Below are 15,444 nucleotides of genomic sequence, written 5' to 3' on the forward strand. Positions count from 1 at the left end.
CCGTCATGACCACAGACAATCAACTCACGCGCGCCCAGCGCGACGACCTCCGCACCGTCGCCGCAATGATCGTTCCCGCCAGCGACGAGTACAAGGTGCCCGGCGCCGACGACGCCGCGATCCAGGCAGACATGCTGGCGACGCTCGGCCGAGACACCAAAATGGTGGCGGCAGCGCTGGATCATCTGGCGCGGCTGGCGGGCCAGCCGCTCGCAGAGCTCGGTGTCGCGAAGCGCGATGCGGTGGCGCAGGAGTTTCGCAGGAGTGGTGGCGCAGCCGCCGCAACGCTCACCCGCGTCGTCCTGCAATGCTACTACCGTGATGACCGCGTGCTGCACTCGCTCGGACTCGAGCTGCGCGCGCCGTTCCCTAAGGGCCATGTGCTCCCTGATGGCGACTGGTCGCTGCTCGATCCGGTCAAGGCCAGGTCCGGTACGTTGCGGCGGGCGACCTAGCCACCTTGGCAGTCCAGCCGTGCGCTCCGGGCGGGCACCTTGCGCCCGACGGAACAGGCCACCATCTGTGTGAGCCTCAAGGACTTTTGCCATGCTGGATTTCACTTCTGATATCGTCGATGACGCACCGTCATCGCGAACGACGGATTCTGCCCCGGTCGATGACCGGGCCCTGCTGGACGCCTATTCGACGGCCGTGATCGACGTGACCGACCGTGTCGGCCCGGCCGTCGTGCGCGTCGAGACCGGGCCAAAGGTGCCGAACGGCCGCGAGCGCGGCGGGCTCGGTTCGGGCATCGTGATCTCGCCTGATGGCCTCGTCCTCACCAACAGCCATGTGGTTGGCTCGTCCAAGGAGATCCGGCTGCGGGACGTCGAGGGTAATTTCGGCGATGCCCGGGTGCTCGGTGTCGATCCCGACACCGATCTTGCGCTGCTGCGCGCCAATGGCGTGCGCGATTTGCCTTACGCAGCGCTCGGCAACTCCAAGACCTTACGGCGCGGCCAGCTCGTGATCGCGATCGGCAATCCGCTCGGCTTTGAATCAACCGTCACCGCCGGCGTGGTGTCCGCGCTGGGGCGCTCGATCCGCTCAGTGAGCGGGCGCATCATCGAGGACGTGATCCAGACCGATGCCGCGCTCAATCCCGGCAATTCCGGCGGGCCCCTTGTGTCGTCGAACGCGCAGGTGATCGGCATCAACACCGCCATCATCAACGGCGCGCAGGGCATCTGCTTCGCGGTTGCCAGCAACACCGCGCAATTCGTGCTGTCGGAGATCATCCGCCACGGCTACGTCCGCCGCGCCTTTATCGGCGTCGCCGGGCAGACCGCCCCGGTGCCGCGGCGGCATGCGGTACTGGCCGGGGTCGAGAACAAGATGGGTGCGCTGCTGATGCAGATCGAGCAGGACGGCCCGGCGGCGAAGGCGGGTCTGCTGCCCGGTGACGTCGTCATCAAGCTCGACGGCGTCGACATCAACGGCGTCGACGATCTCATCCGCGTGCTCGATCGCGACCGGATCGGGCGGCGGCTCGCCATGGACTTGCTGCGGCGTGGCCAGCTGAGGGCGTTCGATATCGATCCGATCGAGCGCAAGCCGCAGCGCTAGCTGCGGGACGGCGGGCGAGGTATGACGGTGTCATGCCTCGCTTCCGGACCCTTGCCGCATGATGCCGGCGCATGAGAGCTACGACGTCATTGTCATCGGCGCCGGTGCCGGCGGCATGACGGCAGCGGCAGTCGCTGCTGCCGAAGGGCTGCGCGTGCTGGTGATCGAGAAGACTGCCTTCGTCGGCGGCACCACCGCCTGGTCCGACGGCCTGGTCTGGATCCCCGCCAATGCCAAAATGACGGAGGCGGGGCTCTCCGACAGCATCACGGACGCTGTCCAATATCTGTCGAGCACGGTGCCTGAGCCCGCCAATGCGGGATTGCGCGCGGCATTTCTCGCGCGCGGGCCGGAGATGGTGGCTTATCTCGAAGCCAACACCGAAGTGCGCCTGCAAGCGGTGAAGGCCTGTCCGGACTATTATCCGGAGCGGCTGGGCGCGACATCGGGCGGACGCGTGCTGGAGTCTGTTTCGTTCGAGGGCACGCGATTGGGCGCCCATTTCGCGCGACTGCGCCCGCCGTTGCCAGAGTTCACGCTGTTTGGCGGGATGATGGTCAGCCGGCTCGACATCCCGCATCTGCGCCGCATCGGAAAATCATTGCGCTCGACCTTGCGTGCGGCGCGGCTCGTTTGCGAGTATGCCTTGCAGCGCCTGCGCAGCCCGCGTGGTACGACGCTGCATCTTGGAAATGCGCTCGCGGCGCGGCTTTATGCTTCACTGTTGGCGCGGCGGGTCGAGATCCTCTTCAGCGCTGACGTCGAAGATCTGTCGATGCAGGGCGATCGCGTCGTTGGCGTGGTCATACGGCATGGCTCCCGCGATCGTTCGATTGCCGCGCGCCGCGGCGTGGTGGTCGCGACCGGGGGCTTTTCGCATGATGCTGCTTTGCGCAAACGTTTTTTCCCGGCCGCAGCTGGATTTGTCTCAGCAACGAATATGTCCGGCACAGGAGATGGTCTTCGTCTTGCGACCGCAAGCGGTGCTGCACTCAACACGGGCGTGACGAGCCCGGCCTACTGGGTGCCGGCGTCGGTCTTCCGGCGCGCCGATGGCAGTCGCGGTGTGTTTCCGCATACGGTAACTGATCGCGCCAAGCCCGGCGTCATCGCTGTCAACGCAGCAGGCATGCGTTTCGTCAATGAAGCGCTGTCCTACCACGAGTTCGTGCTCGCCATGCTGCGTGATGGCAATGGTGAGCCGGACCGGCCGTTTTATCTGGTTTGTGATCGCTCGTTCCTGTGGAAATATGGGCTGGGTCGCATCAAGCCATCCACGCGCAACGTGCGACGCCATGTGGCGAGCGGCGAGTTGATCGAGGCGCCCGACATCGCGCAGCTCGCGACGAAAATCGGTTTCAAGCCATCTGCGCTCACGGCGACGATCGCCAGCTACAATTCCGATGCGAAGGAGGGCCGCGATCCCGAATTCGGCCGCGGCAGTACGATCTACCAGCGGCACCTCGGTGATATCAGCCACAAGCCCAACCCGTGCGTCGCGCCGATCCTTCATGCGCCGTTCTTTGCGATGCGGATCTACCCGGCTGATCTCGGCACCGCGATCGGGGTGAAGGTCGATGCTCAGGCGCGTGTGCTGCGCGAGGATGGAACGCCGATCGCGGGGCTCTATGCCTGCGGCAATGACATGGGCTCGATCATGAACGGGAATTGTCCGGGGCCCGGCATCGCGCTCGGGCCGGCGCTGACGTTCGGGTACGTCGCGGGGAGGCATCTGGCGGAGGGCGCGACGGTGAGCACGACGAGCGCTAGAGACGCCTCTGCCTGACTGTCGGCTCCGCTATATCCACGTCATTGCGAGCGCAGCGAAGCAATCCAGAAAAAGCTGGATTGCTTCGTCGCTGCGCCCCTCGCAATGACGGCGTGGAGAGAGCGCGCGCTTTAAACCGCTACTCAGCAGCCGCTGCGAACCGGCTGTTCTCCAGCTCTGCCTCCAGCCGCGCTTTTTCGGCGGTCGCCAGCTTGATATTAGCTTCCTTGACGTGGCCGAAACCGCGGATCGTCTCGGGCACGCGCGCAAGCCGTGCCAGCAGCGGGATCTGCTCCGCCTTCAGCCCGGCCATCCGCTGATCGATCATCGCCAGATAATCCTCAACCAACTTCCGTTCCATCCGGCGTTCCCCGGTGCGGCCGAACGGATCGAGCGCGCCCCCGCGCAAGAATTTCAGCTTCGCCAGCACGCGGAAGGCGTGAAGCATCCAGCCGCCAAATTCCTGCTTCTGAAGCCGCCCTGTCGTTTTGTCGCGCTTTGCGAAGATCGGCGGAGCGAGATGGTACTTCAGCGTGAAATCGCCGTCGAACTTCTCCGACACCTTCTTGGCAAAGCTGCCATCGGTGTAGAGCCGCGCGACCTCGTACTCGTCCTTGTACGACATCAGCTTGAACAGGTTTTTCGCGACCGCCTCAGTCAGCTCCGTGGACGCGGGTGAGGCGGAATTCTCGGCTTTGCGCACCTTGGCAACGGCGGCGATATAGCGGTCAGCGTAGGCCTTGTCCTGATAGCCGGTCAGGAACTCCGCGCGCGTCGCGACGATGTCGTCGAGTGACTTGGTCGGCGCGGATGCGCGGCTCTTGAACTGCAACACGCTGCGCACGCGCGACATGTCGTGGGCGGCGAGGCGGCCCCAGGTGAAGGCGAGCTTGTTCATCTCGATCGCGGCGCCGTTGATCTCGATGGCACGCAGCAGCGCCTCCAGCGACAGCGGAATTGCGCCCTTCTGGAAGGCGAAGCCGAGCATGAAGGGATTGGTCGCGATGCTGTCGCCCATCAACGCCGCGGCAATGCCGGTGGCATCGATGATGTCGAGGTTCTTGTCGCCGACAGCGTCGCGCAACACGGTCTGCATCGTGCCCATCTCGAAATCGATATCGGGATTTTGCACGAAGCTCGCGGTCGGCTGCAGGTCGGCGTTGATAAAGGCCTTGGTCACGCCGCGCTCGGCGCGGCTTAGCGCGGTTGGGCCGGCCGATACGATCATGTCGCAGCCGAGGATGACGTTGGCTCCGCCAGTGGTGATGCGGACCGCCGAGATGTCCTCCGGCTTCGGAGCGATGCGGACATGGCTCATCACGGCGCCGTTCTTCTGCGACAGGCCTGTGAAGTCCAACGCCGAGCAGCCGCGGCCATCGACATGGGCGGCCATGCCGAGCAGGGCGCCGATCGTGATGACGCCGGTGCCGCCGATGCCGGTGACGAGGATGTTGTAGGGTCCATCAAGCTCACGCGTGGGCGGCAGCGGCAAATCGGCGAACAGCTGGCCGGAGTCGACCGCCGAGGTTTTCATCCGTTTCAGCGAACCGCCATGCACGGTGACAAAGCTCGGGCAGAATCCTTCGACGCAGGAAAAGTCCTTGTTGCAGTTGGACTGGTCGATCTGGCGCTTGCGGCCGAACTCGGTCTCCAGCGGCTGCACCGAGACGCAGTTGGAGGCCTGCGAGCAATCGCCGCAGCCTTCGCAGACGAGTTCGTTGATGAAGGCGCGCTTGGCCGGATCGGGATACAGTCCGCGCTTGCGGCGGCGGCGCTTTTCGGCAGCGCAGGTCTGGTCGTAGATCAGGACCGTGAGGCCCTTGATGTCGCGCAGTTCGCGCTGCACCGCATCGAGCTCGCGGCGGTGGTGAATGGTCGCACCTTGCGGGAAGTAATTGCCTTCAGGGTATTTGGTAGGATCGTCCGAGACGATCGCGAGCCGCTTGACGCCCTCGGCCCAGACCTGATGCGCGATCTGCGCGACGTTAAAGGCGCCTTCAGCCGGCTGCCCGCCGGTCATCGCGACAGCATCATTGTAGAGGATTTTGTAGGTGATGTTGATGCCCGCGGCGGAAGCGGCGCGGAGGGCGAGCAGACCCGAATGCGTGTAGGTGCCGTCGCCAAGATTCTGAAAGATGTGCTGTTCGGTGGTGAAAGGCGACTGGCCGATCCAGTTCACGCCCTCGGCTCCCATATGCGAGATCAGGTCGGTGCGGCGCGTCGGCATGCTCAGGGCCATGCCGTGGCAGCCAATGCCGGCCATGGCGCGGCTGCCTTCGGGCACGCGCGTCGAGGAATTATGCGGACAGCCCGAGCAGAAGAACGGCGTGCGCGCGAGCTTGATCTGCGTGGTGGCGGTGACGGGATTGTCGAAGGCCTCGAGCCGCGCGAGGCGCTGCTCCAGCACCGGGCTGTGATGCCCGAGCTTGCGCAGCCGCGCCACCAGCGCGCCCGCGACGATAGTCGGCGTCAGCTCGCCCTCGCTCGGTAGCAGCGGCGCGCCGCTCTCGTCGCGCTTGCCCGTGACCGTCGGGCGCCGGGACGCGTCGATATTGTAGAGGATGCGCATCAGCTGATCTTCGATGAAGCCGCGCTTCTCCTCGACCACGAGCACGTCCTGAAGGCCTTCAGCGAAGCGCTTCGCACCGCTTTCCTCCAGCGGCCAGGTCAGCGCGACCTTGTAGATGCGCAGGCCCAGGTCTTGCGCGTCCTTGTCGGTAATGCCGAGGTCGGCCAGCGCCTGGCGCAAATCGAGATAGGCCTTGCCGGTGGCGACGATGCCGAGCCGGGCCGGTTTTGAATCGAGCACGATGCGGTCGAGCTGGTTGGCGCGGGCGAAGGCCTGCACCGCTGCCATCTTCGGGCCGAACAGGCGCCGCTCGGCGTCCAGAGGCGGATCGGGCCAGCGGATGTTGAGGCCGCCGGGCGGCATCTCGAAATCATCGGGGAGGACGATCTTGATACGCTCTGGGTCGCTGTCGATCGAAGCCGAGCTCTCGACCGTCTCGCTGATCGCCTTGAAGCCGACCCAGCAGCCGGAGAAGCGCGACAGCGCAAAGCCGTAGAGACCGAGATCGAGATAATCCTGCAGCGTTGCCGGATTGATCACGGGGATCAGCGCCGCCGCGAACACCTGCTCGCTCTGATGCGCCAGCGTCGAGGATTGGCAACCATGGTCGTCACCGGCGAGCGCGAGCACACCGCCGTTGAGCGAAGTGCCGGCCGCATTCGCGTGTTTGAGCGCATCGACCGAACGGTCGACGCCGGGTCCCTTGCCGTACCAGATGCCGAACACGCCATCGACCTTGGCGCCCGGAAAAAGGCCGACCTGCTGACTGCCCCAGACGGCGGTTGCCGCGAGGTCCTCGTTCAGGCCAGGGACGAAGGCTATGTCGTGCTCCTGGAGGTGCGACTTCGCACGCCACAGCGCGTGGTCGTACATGCCGAGCGGGGAACCGCGATAACCGGAGATGAAGCCGCCGGTGTTGAGTCCCTGGAGCCGGTCGCGCTCGCGCTGCAACATGGGCAAGCGGACCAGGGCCTGGGTGCCGGACAGGAAGATCCGCTTCGATTCGAGCCGGTATTTGTCGTCCAGCTCGACCTGCAACAGCGTCATTTCGGAAGTCCTCGTCTTTTACTCGGCGGGGTTTGCGCTGCGGGAAGGATTTGCGGCTGCGCGTCGCGAATTGTGACAGTCAAGGGCATGGGCCTGCGAAGTCAATACGGCTAGCCGCATCCGTGGCGCTCCTGCTAGTCATGGCTGCTTGTGGAGAACATCATGGCTGCCAACGCATTCGACACCGAGATCACCGAGACGGCCGAGGTCCTGATCGGGCCATGGCGCCAGCCGCGCCAGATGCTGCATGCGCAGGTTTACGACGCGCACGCCTCCATCCACGACGATGCCACCGCGCAGAAGCTCGGCTTCAAGGGCGGTACCATCGAGGGGCCGACGCATTTCAGCCAGTTCGCGCCGCTTGGTGCGCGCCACTGGGGGCAGGCGTGGTTCGAAAGCGGCTGTCTCTCCGCGCATTATCGCAGCGTCTGCTACGAGGGCGAGGAGGTGCAGGCGATCCTGTCGAAGCCGCTGCCGGGGACGAGCCAGTGCCAGATCCAGATGGTGAAGCGTGACGGTACCGAGGTGCTACGCGGGACGGCCTCGGTCGGCGATACGCAAGCCGCGACCGCGCTGGAGACGCGCCTCGGCGAACTGAAGCCGCTGGCAGATCCCGTGATCCTGCGCGACGTGAAGGTAGGGCAGACCAGCAAGCGGCAGACGGTGCGGATGGCGATCGACCAGAACATGGGCGACCTCTATCCGTTCTCGCTGCGGCAGAAGCTCGCAGTGATCACCGAGAACTCGACGTACTATTCCGGCGAGGACAATCCCTGGGGACGGGCCATCATCCCGATGGAGATGCTCAGCGTGCTGTTCCAGTACCGATGGAAGGACGCTCCGCTGCCGGCCAGGGGGCCGGCCGTCGGCCTGTTCGCTGATCAGGAAATCCGCCTGGTGAAGGGACCGCTCTTCGTTGGCGAGGAGTATGAGGTCGAGCGCGAGGTCGTCGCTCTGTCCGGCAGCCGTCGTACGGAAAGCGCGTGGGCGAAGACGCGCGTGTTCGACAAGGCGGGCGCGATGGTCGCGACGATGCTGCTCAACATGGCGACACTCAAGGATTCCTACGCGCCTTATGAGAATGAGCATCGGCAGCTATATGGGGCTGCACGGTAGCTGTAACTTCGCCGCTCATCCTTTAAGCAAATGCACGTTGTAAAGCCGTCGCAAGGGAATAAGCAGACGTCGACCTCTGGCGTAACCTTCTGATTACGCGACGATTCCCGTTGCGGCGCGTACGCTTCGCAATTGTACACAATGGCACGGCGCTTGCAGAACTTCTGGCAAAGGGATGTCTCGCGGGGGCCTGTGTCATGTCGAACTCAACCAAGCCGAGACAGGGTGTCATCAGCGCCGAGCCCGGGCCGATCAAGCTCAACTGGTCGGCGACCGCGCTCGTGATCATCGACATGCAGCGCGACTTCATGGAGCCCGGCGGCTTTGGCGAGACCCTCGGCAATGATGTCAGTCAGCTCGCGCACGCGGTGAAGCCGATCGGTGCGGTGCTGAAGGCCGCGCGCGATACCGGCATGCTCGTCGTCCACACCCGTGAGGGCCATCTGCCCGATCTCTCCGATGCGCCTCCTGCGAAGGTCGAACGCGGCGCACCGAGCCTTCGCATCGGCGATCCTGGCCCGATGGGACGCATTCTCATTCGCGGCGAGGCGGGCCACGATATCATTCCCGAGCTTTATCCGCTCGACAGCGAGGTGGTGATCGACAAACCGGGCAAGGGTGCGTTCTACGCCACCGTGCTCACCGACGTGCTGGAGAAACACGGCATCGCGAATCTGCTGGTGTGCGGCGTCACGACCGAAGTGTGCGTCAACACCACCGTGCGCGAGGCCAACGATCGCGGCTATCGCTGCGTCGTCATCTCGGATGGCTGCGCATCCTACTTCCCCGAATTTCACGAGATGGGCCTGAAGATGATCAAGGCCCAGGGCGGCATCTTCGGCTGGGTCGCGGACTCGGCCGCAGTCCTCGAGGCGATGAAGACCGCAAGACGGGACGTGACTACCCACCCTTGACGGCTCCCGCCGTGAGCCCGGCGACGATCTGCCTCTGCGCGAACACCGTCAGCAGCAATACCGGAAGGGTGACAATCAGCGCGGCAGCGGCGAGCGGGCCCCAGCTCAACTGGTCGAACGAGATCATGTTGTAGACGGCGACGGGCAGGGTGCGCGTCTCCCGTCCTGCCAGCACGATACCGAACACAAAATTGTTCCAGGAAAAGATCACCGCGAGAATGAAAGCGACCGCGATGCCGGGCTTGGCGATCGGCAACGCGACGTGGCGGAATACCTGCCAGCGGTCCGCACCGTCGATCAGCGCGGCCTCTTCCAACTCCATCGGCGTCGTCTCGAAATAGCCGATCATGATCCAGATCACGATCGGCACCGTCACCACGAGATGGATGATGATCTGCGGGACCAGCGTGCCGAGCAGGCCGAGCCACTGGAACAGCAGGAACAGCGGGATCAGATAGGACAGGCCGGGCGTGATGCGGGCGATCAGGATCACGATCGCGGATTTGTGCGCGGCCATGCGCGCGATGCCGTAGCCGGCGGGGACACCGACGATCAGCGCGAGCGCCGTCGCGCCGCCTGTCACGATCAGGCTGTTGAAGAAATAGGTGACGAAGCGGTTGGAGGCGAGCACGTCGGCATAGTTCTTCCAGGCGAAATGCTCCGGGATGAACACTGGCGGATAGGAGGCATTGTCGACCTCGAATTTGAGCGAGAGCGACAGCATCCAGAGGAAGAACAGGATGGCCGGCGACACGATGACGAGCACCGAGAACCACAGGCCGATCTTGCCGAGGATTTGCTTCGGGGTCATGCGTCGCTCGCGATTTCTGTCCACAGCATGCGCTGGCGAGCGTAAAGCATGACCGCCGCGAGCAGGATGATCAGCAGGAAGAACACCACTGCGATCGCCGAGCCGTAGCCGAGATCGTAATAAACGAAAGCGACGCTGTAGAGATAGATGTTGATCGTCTCCGACGCCGAGCCGGGGCCGCCCTGCGTAATCGCGAAGATGACGTCAAAGCTCTTCACCGCATCGATCATGCGGATCATGCCGGCGATGAACAGGAACGGCATGATCAGCGGCAGGGTGATGAAGCGAAACACCTGCCAGAGACTGGCGCCATCGATCTGTGCGCTCTCGTAGGGCTCGGTCGGAATCGCGGCGAGGCCACCCAGCACGATCAGCATGACCAATGGCGTCCATTGCCAGGTCTCGACCATCACCAACGAGGGAATAACGGTTGCCGGATGAAACACCCAGAGCTGCGGGGGGATTCCGACGAGCGACAGCAAATAGTTGAGCACGCCGAGCTGCGGGTGAAACATCATGGTCCAGACCAGCGCGATCGCCACAGGCGTCGCCATCATCGGCATGATGAAGATGCCACGCAGAAAGCCGCGTCCGGCAAATTTCTGGTGAAACACCACGGCCGCGAACGTGCCGAACACGAGCGGCAGCACCACGGACAGTACGGTGTAGATCAGCGTATGCCCGACCGCTTCCATGAAGCGAGGATCGCTGGTCAGGCGCAAATAGTTGGCGAATCCGACGAAGGCGGTCGGCGAGCCGACCTTCCACTCGTTCAGGCTCATCCAGATCGTGAACACCCACGGGAAGATAATGATCGCGAGCACGACGACCAGCGCCGGCACCACGAACGGCCAATAGGATGGCGGCCGCAACTCCTTCTCCGGCGCGGCATCAGACTGTGCCGCGCGCGGAGTCGATTGTGTCAACGCACTCACGCCTTTTCGCTACGCTCCAGAATCGGCCGGAACTGGTCGTGCGCCTTCTTCAGCTCCGCCGCGGGATCGGAGCCGGCCAGGGTCGATGTGATAGCGGCGCCGACGAGATCGCGGAATTCGGCGACCGGGATGATCACCGGCAGGCCGAGCTTGCTGATCTTGGCGGAGTCAATGACCGACTGCAGCCACTCCTTGGGCATCTTCACGCCTTTCTGGACTTCAGCATCGTTCAGGATCGAGTTGCGGAACGGCACGCCGCCGCCGGCCTGCAACAGTCGGGCGCCTTGCGTCTTTGAAACCACCCACTGGCACAGCAGGTAAGCGGCTTCCTTGTTCTTGCTCGCAGCGGCGACGCCGATACCGTCGCCATAAGTCGCCGAATATTGTCCCTTCGGACCGGCAGGAACGACGGTGTAGCCAACCTTGCCGACGACGCGCGAGGCAGCCGGATCCTCCAGCGGCGGCGCCCAGCCGACGCCGTCGATCCACATCGCCGATTTGCCTTGCGTGAACGAGGCCATCGACTCCATCCAGTTGAAGCCGGCGACGCCGGGTGGGGCCACCTTCGTCAGCAGCGTTTGATAGAGCTTTGTCGCGGCGATCGCTTCGGGACCATCGGTCAGGATGTTGCCCTTTGCATCGAGGAATTCGCCACCGTAGTCGAGGAAGAAGTTGGTCCACAACGTCATGTTGGCGTTGCGCAAGCCGCGCCCGACGAAGCCGAAGGTGCCTTCCTTGGTGTCGGTGAGCTTTTCCGCAGCCGCAACCATCTCGTCGAGGGTCTTGGGGACGGCGACGCCCTTTTTCTGGAACAGCTCCTTGTTGTAGTACAGGATGAAATAATCAACCGACCAGGGCAGCGACAGCATCTGGCCCTTGTCGTTCTTGGCGTATTGCAGGCCGGCGGCCGAAAAATCGCTGTCGACGAGATCAGGCGCGGTCAGCGTCGGATCCTTCATGTAGGGCGTGAGGTCGGCGAGCCAGCCGGCCTTCTCGAACTGCCGCTTCTGCACGTGATAGCTGAGATGGACAACGTCGAAGCTCGGCCGGCCCGAGGTGAGCTCGATAACGCACTTCTGGCGCTGCTGCTGCTCGGGAATTTGCTCGGATTCGACCTGGATGCCGGTGAGGTCGGTGAATTCCTTGACGTATTTCTGCAAATTGTCGCCGCGCGGTCCCTTGGCGAGGATCACCTCCAGCTTGGTCCCGGCATATTTCTTCCAGTTCACCTCGGCGCGCGCCGGCAATCCGGTCAGGCTGAGCGCGCCAGCTGCGGCAGTGCCGGTCAAAAGCGTACGGCGCGAGATTTTGTGGTTGGCCACTTTAATTCCTCCCTGTGACTCAATTTGGGGGGATACTAGCGACCGTTCCACGCCTGCCTAGCCCTAATTTGGGCGTTACGGTCGCACCGCCGGCGTTTCCATTGGCATTCCGCGGGCCCGCGCCATCAGATAGAGCTCGAGCGCGACCATTTCGGGCGCGCCATACTCATAAGCTTGGGCACGCACGCCAGTCATGCAACTGCGCAAGCGCCGCTCCAGCGATCCCAGCGTCTGCCATTCCAGCCGATAAAGTGGATAGCCGGTCGGCTGCGCTTGCGTGATCGGCGAGCCCGCAAGGCGCTTCTCAAAGTTGTCGTCATGGCAATTTGTGCAGGACAGGTTGAGCTGTCCCTCGCGCTGCATGAAGAGATTGCGGCCCTGTTCGACGAAAGGTCTTAGCTGTGGATCGTCGCCTGCGGTGATCGCGATGCCGCGCGATTGGTGGGCAACGAAGGCAGACAGTGCGAGGATGTCGCGGCTCTCGTAAGGCAGCGGGCTCGCCTGCTGGTGATTGGCGCGGCAAAGGTTGATGCGCTGGTCGAGCGTGACAGGGCGCGCGAGCGCCTTGTCGAAGGCCGGATAGCGCGCCGCGACGCCCTTCATGCTGCTCCTGGCATCGCCATGGCAGTCCGCGCACGCCTTGTCGGCGCTGCCCGCTTTTTTCGACCACAGCGCCTCGCCGTCGAGCACGAAAAGCATGCCCGGATTGGATGTGTCATCATCCTGCATGGCGCGGGTGTCAGGGCCCATGAAGGAATAGCCCGAGCGGCGCGCATCGGGCGGGATTTCACCGGCGAGCAGGGCCGGCGCCGTGGCGGCAAGCGCCGCCAGCACTATGGCGCGCCAAAAAATCATTCGACCGTGATCGTTGCCGATGCGGTGGACGAATAGCCGTTGTCGCCGATCCATTCGAACTCGAACTTGCCGCTCTCCTTGGCGACCGTAAAGAAGGACAGATAAGGATTCGCCGCGATTGCCGGAAACAGATCGGCGCGGAAGATCTCGGTGCCGTTGTAACGGCAGGTGAAACTCGTGATGATATCGCGCGGCACCAGCACGCCATCCATGGTGTGGCGGAAGCCGGTTTCCATGATGTGCGAGGTCAGGGTGCGAATCTCGATGGTGTCGCCGCGCCTGGCCTTCGCGGGCACGTTGATGAGGGCGGCCATCAGTTCATCTCCTCGGTGCAAGCGGCCAGCGTCACCACGACGTCGGCGGCGACCTGCCAGAACGAGTCGTCCGAGAGGCGGGCGATCGCGACCACCTTCTGGGTGTCGGCAAGCCGAATCCGCGTCGAGACCTGGGCGCGACCGGACGATGGATTCATATAAAAGTTGCCGATGTTCGGCTGCGGGTTCTTCTCGTTGAAGACGTGGATGCTCTTGACGTAATCGTCCGCTGTCATCGGGCTTGCGACGCTCACTGTCATCGGCACCGTGTTGCCGTTCTCGACCAGTGGCGGAATGTCGAGCTTGACCTTGCCTGTGCGAATGGCGGCTTCGCCAACGACGTTGCGGATCGCGGCGTTGAGCATCGTCGGCGTTGCTTCGACTGGCCGCAGTGTAACGATGGGAAACACCGTAACGCTGCCAGCCAAGCCCAGGAATTCTCGTCGCGTCGTTGGCATGACCAGTCCTAGTCCCGAAGCGTTGCAAGATAGGCCACGATGTCCTCGATCTCCGCAGCGGACAATATCGGCTTGCCCGTGAAATTGCGTCCGACGCGGACGAAACCGTCCATACGATAATAGGGCGGCATGATGGTGTCCGGGTTGAAGCGCGAGGCGTCAACCAGCCGAAGGCGCAACTGGCTCGTTGTCCAGCGGTTCCCCGCACCGGAGAGATCAGGCGCGAGGTCGCCCTGAAACCGCGTTTCCGGAAAAGGGCCTGAATGGCAGAGGACACAGGTCGTCGAGCGTGCGAGCACCAGCGCGCGGCCACGCGCGGCATCACCGAGGGTACCCGTCAGTGATTTCGTGATGCCATCGCCGGTGATCTCGTAAGGCGCGAGTCCCTCGGCGCGTACGTTGGCGATCAGTGCGAGAGCGGTGATCAGCGCAGCGATGTGGACGATCGATCTAGCCAAAGGTGTCCGCCGTGATGGTTTGAAACCAGCGCTCGGCCTCGGCCGCCTCGTGGACGCGCAGTTCGCGCGGTGCATCGACCGGGCTTGTCGCGCCGCCCTCGACCTCGGCAAAGATGTCGCCTTTGGGCTGGTAATTGCCGGAGAGCGAAAAGCCGTAGCCGGGCGCGACGGTGTTGTAGCAGACGCCGGTCAGGCGCGGCGCTTCCGGCGCGCGGTCAGCTAGCAGATTGACGAGGGCGGCGGCGCAAGCCTTGCCTTGCGCGCTCGCTGCCGATGCTGATTTCGGAATGCCGCCGCCGAGACAGGCATCGCCGATGACATGGAGGTTCCTGACGAGTTTCGACTCGAAGGTGATGGGATCGATGGGGCACCAGCCGGTGGCGTCAGTTGCGCCGGCGATCGCGGCAATGTGCCCGGCGCGCTGCGGCGGGATGACATTGGCAACATCAGGGGTGTAGTTGCCGAACTCGGTGACGATGGTCCTGGTCGACGGATCCACGGATGTCACCCGGCCGCCTTGCGACAGGCCTATGCGCTCGATCATGTCGCCGTAGAGCTCCTTCCACGCCTTCTCGAACAAACGTTGCTGCGAGAAATTGTCCTTGGCGTCGAGGATCAGAACTTTCGAACGCGGCTTCCTTGTCTTCAAATAATGCGCGATCAGGCTGGCGCGCTCGTAGGGCGCGGGAGGGCAACGCGAGGGATTGGCAGGGATCGCGATGGCGACGGTGCCGCCATCGTCCATCGCCTCCAGCTGTCTACGTAGCAGCAGCGTCTGCGCGCCGGCCTTCCAGGCGTGCGGCATCTTTTCGGATGCGGCATCGTCATAGCCGGGCAGCGCCTCGAAGTGGAAGTCGATTCCGGGTGAGAGCACGAGACGGTCGTACGGCAGTGCGACACCATCGGCGGTCATGACGCTGCGCTGCTGTGGCGCGATGGTGGTCACGGTCTGGCCGATCACGGTGATGCCCTCGGCTACGAGCTTGTCATGGCTAAATTGCTGCGCTTCGATCTCGCGCAGGCCGGCGATCACCTCGTTGCTGAAGGGACAGGAGGTGAAGACCGCATTGGGTTCGATCAGGATGACTTGCAAATCTCCCTGCGCGTGCTTGAGCGCGCGGGCGCAGGCGGCTCCGCCGAAGCCGCCACCGACCACGACGACGCGGCCAGTCGATTGCGCGCGCAAGACTGATGGCCGCGCCAACGTCGCGGTCGCGGCGGTGATGCCGAGCACGGCAGTTCGCCGTGTCATCGGTCGCGTGGTCATCAAGGTCATCCAGGCAAATGCCGCGGCGGCCGTTACGACCGCCG

14 protein-coding genes are annotated in these 15,444 nt (G+C 63.8%); 5 read left to right on the forward strand and 9 right to left on the reverse strand.

Going from position 1 to position 15,444, the window contains the following annotated elements; translation table 11 throughout:
- The first annotated feature begins 5 nt into the window (after positions 1-5).
- From JQ631_RS02250 to JQ631_RS02260, 3 genes are all read left to right on the forward strand, one after another.
- Complete coding sequence (locus tag JQ631_RS02250; protein ID WP_212323612.1) at positions 6-455, forward strand: hypothetical protein; 450 nt, start codon at positions 6-8, stop codon at positions 453-455.
- 91 nt (positions 456-546) lie between these two features.
- Complete coding sequence (locus tag JQ631_RS02255; RefSeq protein ID WP_212323614.1) at positions 547-1,566, forward strand: S1C family serine protease; 1,020 nt, start codon at positions 547-549, stop codon at positions 1,564-1,566.
- Between the two features lie 58 nt (positions 1,567-1,624).
- Positions 1,625-3,352: an FAD-dependent oxidoreductase gene (locus tag JQ631_RS02260; RefSeq protein WP_212323616.1), complete on the forward strand. Its 1,728-nt coding sequence runs from the start codon at positions 1,625-1,627 to the stop codon at positions 3,350-3,352.
- A gap of 121 nt (positions 3,353-3,473) precedes the next feature.
- On the opposite strand, the gene JQ631_RS02265 is transcribed toward JQ631_RS02260, so the two are convergent.
- Complete coding sequence (locus tag JQ631_RS02265; protein WP_212323617.1) at positions 3,474-6,950, reverse strand: indolepyruvate ferredoxin oxidoreductase family protein; 3,477 nt, start codon at positions 6,948-6,950, stop codon at positions 3,474-3,476.
- 162 nt (positions 6,951-7,112) lie between these two features.
- Between JQ631_RS02265 and JQ631_RS02270 the strand changes: the two genes are divergently transcribed.
- Both JQ631_RS02270 and JQ631_RS02275 read left to right on the forward strand, forming a co-directional pair.
- Complete coding sequence (locus JQ631_RS02270; RefSeq protein ID WP_212323619.1) at positions 7,113-8,066, forward strand: hypothetical protein; 954 nt, start codon at positions 7,113-7,115, stop codon at positions 8,064-8,066.
- Positions 8,067-8,263: 197 nt separating this feature from the next.
- Entirely contained in the window at positions 8,264-8,980 is a 717-nt protein-coding gene (locus tag JQ631_RS02275; protein WP_212323621.1) for a cysteine hydrolase family protein, read from the forward strand.
- Here the strand turns inward: JQ631_RS02275 and JQ631_RS02280 are convergent.
- From JQ631_RS02280 to JQ631_RS02315, 8 genes are all read right to left on the reverse strand, one after another.
- Positions 8,967-9,791 carry a carbohydrate ABC transporter permease gene (locus JQ631_RS02280; RefSeq protein ID WP_212323623.1) on the reverse strand — a complete coding sequence of 275 codons (825 nt, stop codon included), beginning with the start codon at positions 9,789-9,791 and terminating at the stop codon, positions 8,967-8,969. The genes JQ631_RS02275 and JQ631_RS02280 overlap by 14 nt on opposite strands.
- Complete coding sequence (locus JQ631_RS02285; protein ID WP_212323625.1) at positions 9,788-10,726, reverse strand: carbohydrate ABC transporter permease; 939 nt, start codon at positions 10,724-10,726, stop codon at positions 9,788-9,790. The genes JQ631_RS02280 and JQ631_RS02285 overlap by 4 nt, the downstream gene beginning before the upstream one ends.
- Positions 10,723-12,048 carry an ABC transporter substrate-binding protein gene (locus JQ631_RS02290; RefSeq protein WP_212323628.1) on the reverse strand — a complete coding sequence of 442 codons (1,326 nt, stop codon included), beginning with the start codon at positions 12,046-12,048 and terminating at the stop codon, positions 10,723-10,725. The genes JQ631_RS02285 and JQ631_RS02290 overlap by 4 nt, the downstream gene beginning before the upstream one ends.
- A gap of 75 nt (positions 12,049-12,123) precedes the next feature.
- Positions 12,124-12,903, reverse strand: a complete 780-nt coding sequence (soxA, locus tag JQ631_RS02295) for a sulfur oxidation c-type cytochrome SoxA (protein WP_212323630.1) — start codon at positions 12,901-12,903, stop codon at positions 12,124-12,126.
- On the reverse strand, positions 12,900-13,217 hold the full coding sequence (gene soxZ, locus JQ631_RS02300) for a thiosulfate oxidation carrier complex protein SoxZ (protein WP_212323631.1): 318 nt from the start codon (positions 13,215-13,217) through the stop codon (positions 12,900-12,902). Before soxZ ends, soxA begins: the two co-directional genes overlap by 4 nt.
- Positions 13,217-13,675 carry a SoxY-related AACIE arm protein gene (locus JQ631_RS02305; protein ID WP_212323633.1) on the reverse strand — a complete coding sequence of 153 codons (459 nt, stop codon included), beginning with the start codon at positions 13,673-13,675 and terminating at the stop codon, positions 13,217-13,219. Before JQ631_RS02305 ends, soxZ begins: the two co-directional genes overlap by 1 nt.
- An 8-nt stretch (positions 13,676-13,683) precedes the next feature.
- Positions 13,684-14,133 carry a sulfur oxidation c-type cytochrome SoxX gene (soxX, locus tag JQ631_RS02310; RefSeq protein WP_212323635.1) on the reverse strand — a complete coding sequence of 150 codons (450 nt, stop codon included), beginning with the start codon at positions 14,131-14,133 and terminating at the stop codon, positions 13,684-13,686.
- Entirely contained in the window at positions 14,126-15,409 is a 1,284-nt protein-coding gene (locus JQ631_RS02315; RefSeq protein WP_212323637.1) for an NAD(P)/FAD-dependent oxidoreductase, read from the reverse strand. Before JQ631_RS02315 ends, soxX begins: the two co-directional genes overlap by 8 nt.
- Positions 15,410-15,444: the final 35 nt, after the last annotated feature.

Source organism: Bradyrhizobium manausense, assembly GCF_018131105.1.
GTDB classification, from domain to species: domain Bacteria; phylum Pseudomonadota; class Alphaproteobacteria; order Rhizobiales; family Xanthobacteraceae; genus Bradyrhizobium; species Bradyrhizobium manausense_B.

Excerpts from the sequence above, each read along its gene's own strand:
- JQ631_RS02265 (WP_212323617.1), bottom strand. The coding sequence starts at position 6,950 with ATGACGCTGTTGCAGGTCGAGCTGGACGACAAATACCGGCTCGAATCG.
- JQ631_RS02275 (WP_212323621.1), top strand. The coding sequence starts at position 8,264 with ATGTCGAACTCAACCAAGCCGAGACAGGGTGTCATCAGCGCCGAGCCC.
- JQ631_RS02260 (WP_212323616.1), top strand. The coding sequence starts at position 1,625 with ATGATGCCGGCGCATGAGAGCTACGACGTCATTGTCATCGGCGCCGGT.
- soxZ (WP_212323631.1), bottom strand. The coding sequence starts at position 13,217 with ATGGCCGCCCTCATCAACGTGCCCGCGAAGGCCAGGCGCGGCGACACC.
- JQ631_RS02270 (WP_212323619.1), top strand. The coding sequence starts at position 7,113 with ATGGCTGCCAACGCATTCGACACCGAGATCACCGAGACGGCCGAGGTC.
- soxA (WP_212323630.1), bottom strand. The coding sequence starts at position 12,903 with ATGATTTTTTGGCGCGCCATAGTGCTGGCGGCGCTTGCCGCCACGGCG.
- JQ631_RS02250 (WP_212323612.1), top strand. The coding sequence starts at position 6 with ATGACCACAGACAATCAACTCACGCGCGCCCAGCGCGACGACCTCCGC.
- JQ631_RS02315 (WP_212323637.1), bottom strand. The coding sequence starts at position 15,409 with ATGACCTTGATGACCACGCGACCGATGACACGGCGAACTGCCGTGCTC.
- JQ631_RS02305 (WP_212323633.1), bottom strand. The coding sequence starts at position 13,675 with ATGCCAACGACGCGACGAGAATTCCTGGGCTTGGCTGGCAGCGTTACG.
- JQ631_RS02280 (WP_212323623.1), bottom strand. The coding sequence starts at position 9,791 with ATGACCCCGAAGCAAATCCTCGGCAAGATCGGCCTGTGGTTCTCGGTG.
- JQ631_RS02255 (WP_212323614.1), top strand. The coding sequence starts at position 547 with ATGCTGGATTTCACTTCTGATATCGTCGATGACGCACCGTCATCGCGA.